Annotated in this window: 5 protein-coding genes; 1 reads left to right on the forward strand and 4 read right to left on the reverse strand. The window is 68.3% G+C overall.

The features are described 5' to 3' along the window. Nucleotides 1–154 precede the first annotated feature (154 nt). From ppk1 to RTO53_RS10455, 4 genes are all read right to left on the reverse strand, one after another. The gene (gene ppk1 / locus RTO53_RS10440; RefSeq protein ID WP_312237722.1) at nt 155–2,236 is read right to left on the reverse strand and encodes a polyphosphate kinase 1; all 2,082 of its coding nucleotides are present in this window, start codon (nt 2,234–2,236) and stop codon (nt 155–157) included. Then, nucleotides 2,233–3,573, reverse strand: coding sequence for a phosphate regulon sensor histidine kinase PhoR (gene phoR / locus RTO53_RS10445; protein ID WP_312237723.1), 1,341 nt, complete (start codon nt 3,571–3,573; stop codon nt 2,233–2,235). Before phoR ends, ppk1 begins: the two co-directional genes overlap by 4 nt. A 98-nt stretch (nt 3,574–3,671) precedes the next feature. Then, entirely contained in the window at nt 3,672–4,361 is a 690-nt protein-coding gene (gene phoB, locus RTO53_RS10450) for a phosphate regulon transcriptional regulator PhoB (protein ID WP_068849561.1), read from the reverse strand. Nucleotides 4,362–4,496: 135 nt separating this feature from the next. Then, on the reverse strand, nt 4,497–6,137 hold the full coding sequence (locus RTO53_RS10455; protein ID WP_312237724.1) for a M48 family metalloprotease: 1,641 nt from the start codon (nt 6,135–6,137) through the stop codon (nt 4,497–4,499). Nucleotides 6,138–6,290: 153 nt separating this feature from the next. Between RTO53_RS10455 and RTO53_RS10460 the strand changes: the two genes are divergently transcribed. Then, nucleotides 6,291–6,469, forward strand: a 179-nt coding sequence (locus RTO53_RS10460) for a glutaredoxin domain-containing protein (protein WP_312237726.1), incomplete at its 3' end; no start/stop codon positions are given.

A 6,469-nucleotide genomic window follows, 5' to 3' on the forward strand; every position in this document is an offset into this window, starting at 1 on the left:
GCGCAACGGCCAGTACTACCGCGATGCATCCGGCCGCATGGCCCCCGGGTCAGGGGGCGCGCCAACCGGCGCGGGGTGTGGGGGGAGGCAAGAGCGGCCCACGGCCTGCGTAGCAAGCCGTCGGGCGGCAGCGCGCATGCGATCACGCGAGCAGCTACAGGCCCTGCATCAACGTCATCTGGGCCGAGTGCGGCGGCTCGTCGTGGCCCGGGGTGCACTTGGCGTACTCGCCGTTGGCCTGCAGTTCCCAGGCATTGAGGTTGTCGTCCAGGTAGTTCTGCAGCACATCGCGGTACACCTTGCGCGCCAGCTCCGGGTCCAGGATCGGGAAGCAGGTCTCCACCCGCCGCAGCAGGTTGCGCTCCAGCCAATCGGCGCTGGCGCAGTACAGCTCGGCGGCGCCATCGTTGCCGAACCAGTAGACCCGGCTGTGCTCGAGGAAGCGGCCGACGATCGAGCGCACGCGGATGTTGTCCGACACCCCGGGCACGCCCGGACGCAGCGTGCAGGCGCCGCGCACGATCAGGTCGATCTGCACGCCGGCCTGCGAGGCGGCGTACAGCGCGCGGATCACCTGCGGCTCGTTGAGGGCATTCATCTTGGCGATGATCCGGCCCGGGCGGCCACTGGCGGCCAGCCGGGTTTCGCGATCGATGCGCTGCAGCAGCCCGGGGTGCAGGGTGAACGGCGACTGCAGCAGGCGCTTGAGCTTGGTCCGCGGCGCGAGCCCGGACAGCTGCTGGAACAGCAGGTGCACGTCGTTGCCGATATCCGGATCGGCGGTGATCAGGCTCAGGTCGGTGTACGCACGCGCCGTGCCGCTGTGGTAATTGCCGGTGCCCAGGTGCACGTAGCGGCGCAGCTTGCGGCCCTCGCGACGCACGATCAGCAGCATCTTGGCGTGGGTCTTGTAGCCGACCACGCCATACACGACCTGCACGCCGGCTTCCTGCAGGCGATCGGCCAGGCCAAGGTTGGCCTCTTCGTCGAAACGCGCGCGCAGCTCGACCACCACGGTCACGTCCTTGCCGTTGCGCGCGGCCTGGATCAGCGCATCGACGATCTGCGAATCCTTGCCGGTGCGGTACAGCGTCTGCTTGATCGCCAGCGCGTTGGGATCCACCGCGGCCTGCTTGATCAGGTCCAGCACCGGGGTGAACGCATCGAAGGGATGGTGCAGCAGCACGTCCTTGCGCGACACCACATCGAAGATGCCGTCCCCGTCGCGCAGCACGCGCGGGTTGAGCGTGGGGTATTTCAGCTCCGGGCGGGCCAGCAGGTCGTACAGCTGGATCACGCGGTTCAGGTTGACCGGGCCGTCGATGCGGTAGACCGCGTTTTCGGTCAGGCCGAAGTTCTGCAGCAGCGTGCGCACGATGTCGCGCGGGCAATCCTGCGCGATCTCCAGGCGCACCGCCGGCCGGTAGCCGCGGTCGACCAGCTCGTCGCGCAGCGCCAGGGCCAGGTTCTCCACTTCTTCCTCGTCCACCACCAGCTCGGAGTTGCGGGTCACGCGGAACTGGTAGGCCCCCTGGACTTCCATGCCCGGGAACAGCTCATCGACGAAGGTGGACAGCACCGAAGACAGGAACACATAGGTCTGCGCGCCGCCCAGTTTTTCCGGCAGCTGGATGATGCGCGGCAGCGAGCGCGGCGCGCGCACGATCGCCAGGTGGCCGGCACGACCGAACGCGTCGGTGCCCTTGAGCACCACCACGATGTTCAGCGATTTGTTGAGGATCTTCGGGAACGGATGCGACGGGTCCAGGCCCAGCGGCGACAGCACCGGCATGATTTCGTTGCGGAAGAACGCGCGCAGCCAGCGCTTCTGGCGGTGGTTCCAGGAATGTCGGCCGAGTACGTCGATGCCCGCTTCGTGCAGCGCCGGGCGCAGGGTTTCATTCCAGCAGCGGTACTGCTGGTCCACCAGCTGGGCAGCGCGGTCGTGGATGGAATTGAGGATCGCCTGCGGGGTCATGCCGTCCGGAGCGGGCGGCAGGCCGAACTCCTGCGCGTGGCGCACGGCCGCAGCGCGGATCTCGAAGAACTCGTCCAGGTTGGTGCAGGAGATGCACATGAAGCGCAGGCGCTCCAGCAGCGGCACCTGCGTATCCATGGCCTGGGCCAGCACGCGGAAGTTGAAATCCAGCTGCGACAGTTCGCGGTTGATGTACAGCGCCGGGTCGCGCAGCGGATCGTTGTCCACCGGCACGGCGATCGGGACGAGGGTGCTCATGCGGAGAAGTCTTCTGCAGAAGGAAGGGAGGCCGTTTCGGTGCGCGCACGCACCTGGTCGGCGTCGAAGTGACATGAGAACACGCTGCCCTTGCCGACCTCGCTCTGGATCTCCAGGCGCGCGTGGTGCAGGCCCAGGATGTGCTTGACGATCGACAGACCCAGCCCGGTGCCGCCGCTTTCGCGCGAGCGGCTGCTCGACACGCGATAGAAGCGTTCGGTCAGGCGCGGCAGGTGGGTGGCGGGAATGCCGTAGCCGGTGTCGCGCACCGACAGCACCGCGCCCTGGCCCTCGCGCGCCAGTTCCACTTCAATACGGCCGCCGGCGGGGGTGTAGCGCACCGCGTTGGTGACCAGGTTGGAGAACGCGCTGTGCAGTTCCTTGTTGGAGCCCTGCAGGTCGACGCCGGCGTTGTCGACCACGCTGATCTGGTGGCGGCCCTGGCTGTGTGCCTCGGCCTCGCGGCGCAGCGTGGCCAGCATCGGCGCCATCGCCACCGCTTCTTCCTCGGTGTGTTCCTGCGATTCCAGCCGCGACAGGGTCAGCAGGTCTTCGACCAGCTGCGCCATGCGCTGGGACTGCTTGCGCATTTCTTCCAGCATCGGACCGGTGCCGGGGAAATCCTCCGGCTCCATCATGTCCAGGTACCCGTGCACCACCGTCAACGGCGTGCGCAGTTCGTGGGAGACGTTGGCCACGAAGTCGCGGCGCACCTGTTCCAGGCGCAGCAGCTTGCTCACGTCACGGGCGATCAGCAGCCAGTAATCGGGCGAGTACGGGATCAGGCGCAGGTTGAGGCGGATGGCCGGATCGACCGGCGAGGGCACATCCAGGATCGGCTCGGCATTGCGCCCGCCGGCCAGCCAGTGGGCCAGCGGCATCGGCTGCAGGCGCTGCACCAGCGCCTCGCCCAAATCGCCCGGGTGGTGCAGGCCGAGCAGCGAGGTCGCCGCTTCGTTGAACCACTGCACGCGCTGGCTGTTGCGGTCCACCACCACCACCGCATCGGGCAGCGCGGCGGCGGCGGCGCGGTAGCTGCGCAACATGTCCAGGAGGCGCCGCTTGCGCGTGCGCATTTCCCATTGATTGCGGTACAGCAGCCGGTCCAGCTCGTTCCACACGCCGGTGCCGTCCCCCATGTCCCAGCGATGCCGGGCGGTCAGCCCGCGCAGCACCCGGCGCAGGCGCCAGTAGTGCCACGCCAGCGCGCCGATGGAGGCCAGTGCGATGCACATCCATACATGTCCGACCAGCAGGCCCAGCACGCCGGCCGCGAGCAGCAGGGCGGCGAGGGTGGCCAGCGTTTTCAACCAGGCAGAACGGATGTGGCGGGGCATTGCGGTCTCGCAGAAAGTGCGGTCCTCGGACACGATCCAAGGTTATAGCAGGAGTGGCCGGCACCGGGCGCAATGGCCAGGCACCGGCCCGACGAGACTCAGGTCGAGGTCGAGAACCGGTAGCCGGCGCCGCGCACGGTCTGCACCATGTTCTCCGCGCCGAACGGTTCCAGCGTCTTGCGCAGGCGACGGATGTGCACGTCGATGGTGCGCTCTTCCACGTACACGCTGCCGCCCCACACGTGGTCCAGCAGCTGCGCGCGGGTGTAGACCCGCTCGGGATGGGTCATGAAGAAGTGCAGCAGGCGGTATTCGGTCGGACCGATCGGCACCGGCTGGTCACCGGCGAAGACGCGGTGGGCGGCGCCGTCGATGCGGATGGACCCCACCGCGACGCTGCCGTCTTCGTCATCGTCGCGGGCGCGGCGCATCACCGCACGGATACGGGCCAGCAGTTCGCGGGCCGAGAACGGCTTGACGACGTAATCGTCCACGCCGGCTTCCAGGCCGCCAACGCGGTCATTCTCTTCGCCGCGCGCGGTGAGCATGATGATCGGCACCTCGCGGGTGAGGGCTTCCTTGCGCCAGCGTCGGGCCAGGTCCAGCCCGCTGGTGCCGGGCAGCATCCAGTCGAGCAGGATCAGGTCAGGGACGCGGTCGGCGATCGCCGTCTGCGCCTCGCGGGCGTCGCCGGCGTGGATCGGGTCGTAGTCGCCCTTGCGCAGGGCGAAGGCGACCATTTCGCGGATCGCGGGTTCGTCATCGACGATCAGAATGCGTTTCTGCACGTGCGCACCGTATTGCTTATCAGACCGGGATTGAGCCCAGTAGACTACGGTTTCATGACATGTTTGTGACGGCCCTGGCCCACATTGCCCGCAACTGCCATGGCGCGGTCATCTGGCGCCGGGGCGGCGGCCGGCTCAGCGCCGCTCCAGCTCGGGGTCGCGGATGCCCTGGCGGCGCATCTCCAGCACGGTCGGGGTGATGCTCTCGATGCGCGCATCGACCCGGGCGCGGCCCACGTAATCCAGCGCCGGCTGCTTCTTCAATGCCTGCAGCTGCATCAACGCCTGTTCCGGGCGGCCGTTCAGGAACGCCGCTTCGGCGTAGGCCTCACTGGCGCGCACGGTATCGCCGGCCAGTTCGCTGGCGCGGGCGTAGCGCAGCTGGAACACCGGATCATTGCCGCTTTGCGACAGCAGCGGTCGCAGCATCGCCTGGGCGCGCTGGCCGGCCTCGCGGCCCCCCTGCTCGTTGAGGATCTCCGCGTAGGTCAGCGCCACCGGGCGGCTGCCCGGGTGTTGGCGCAGCAAGGTCTCAAAGCGCGCATTGGCCTGGCTCGGCTGGCCGGAGCGCGATTCGGCCTCGCCCAGCGCCAGCGCGATCCACAGATTGTCGGGGTGGTCGCCGAGCAGCGCGGTCAGGTCGCGCCGCGCGTCACCGGCGCCACTGTTGCGCAGCCGCGCCAGGGCCAGGCCGTAGCGCTGCGGTTGGGTCAGGCCCTGCTTCTGCGCGCGCTGCAGGTTCTCGTATTCACGTACCACATCGCCGGGGGTATCGGCGCTGAGCACGCGCAGGCGCTCGCGCGCCCATTCGAACTGGCCGGTGGCGCCGCGGCTGAGGCTGTTGACCGAGATCTGCATAGACGCGGGCAGCATCGGGTTGGTGCCGCGCACGATCGGATCGGACAACGCCGGATCGGTCGGGTTCACCCGCTCCTGGCGGACCCCGCCGGGCACCTCGGTGGTGAGCAGCACGGTGTCCTTCTTCATCTGCTCGGCGCGTGCCTTGGCCTCGCTGATGCGGGTGGTGGTGACCGGATGGGTCTGCAGGAAGTCCGGCACCGAGTAGCCGCCGGCATTGCCGCGCATCGAGGCGGACATGCGCTCGAAGAAGCCGGCCATCGCATCCACGTCGTAGCCGCTGCGGGCCAGGGTGCGGATGCCCAGGCGATCGGCCTCGGATTCATTGCTGCGGGTGTAGTTGATCTGGCGCTGCTGCATCAGGCCCATGCCCGAGGTGATCGCGGCCATGGTCGCATCGCCCGACGAACTGCCGCCGGCCTGCTGCGCGGCGACCACCGCCGCCAGCATGCCCAGCAGGATCGGGATCTGGTCGCGCTGGGCCCGCTCCACCCCGCGCAGGACGTGCTGCTGGGTGACGTGGGCGATTTCGTGGGACAGCACCGCCGCCACTTCGTCCTCGCGCTCGGCGGTCAGTACCAGGCCCGCGTTGACCCCCACGTACCCGCCCAGGGTGGCGAAGGCGTTGATCTGGCGGTCCTTGAGCATGAAAAACGTGTACGACTGACGCGGTTGGGCGCTGTTGGAGCCCAGCCGGGCGCCCATGGTCTGCAGCCAGTCGTCCACCAGCGGGTCGTCCAGCAGGTAGCCGTAGTTGCGCAGCTCGCGCAGCATCATGCCGCCGTACTCGGCCTGACGGGCCGGGGTCAGCAGTTCACCGGCCGACGAGCCGATGTCGGGCAGCTTGGACTCCTGTGCAGACACCCACGGCGCGGCCAGGGCGAGAGTCAGCGCAGCGGAGAGCAGCAGAGGGCGCAATACAAGCTCCAGGACGGGCAGGGCGGGGGACCAGGCGGCAGCGTGACAGGCGCCATGCAAATCTGCGGTTAATCCACAGTGTTGCGGTGATGACGTGGAAAATCCAGCAGCCAGCTACCATATACAGACACTCGTTTGTCCGTGGAGTTTCCCGTGAGCCAAGATGTTGCGTCCAACCCGGGTGGGGCCCCCGCCATCACCATCTATTCGACCGCGGTCTGCCCGTACTGCGTGGCCGCCAAGAACTTCCTCAAGAGCAAAGGGCGCGACTGGACCGAGGTCCGGATCGACCTGGATCCGGGCGAGCGCGAGAGGATGGTGGCCAAGACCCG

The organism is Stenotrophomonas sp. (genome assembly GCF_031995405.1).
GTDB lineage: Bacteria > Pseudomonadota > Gammaproteobacteria > Xanthomonadales > Xanthomonadaceae > Stenotrophomonas.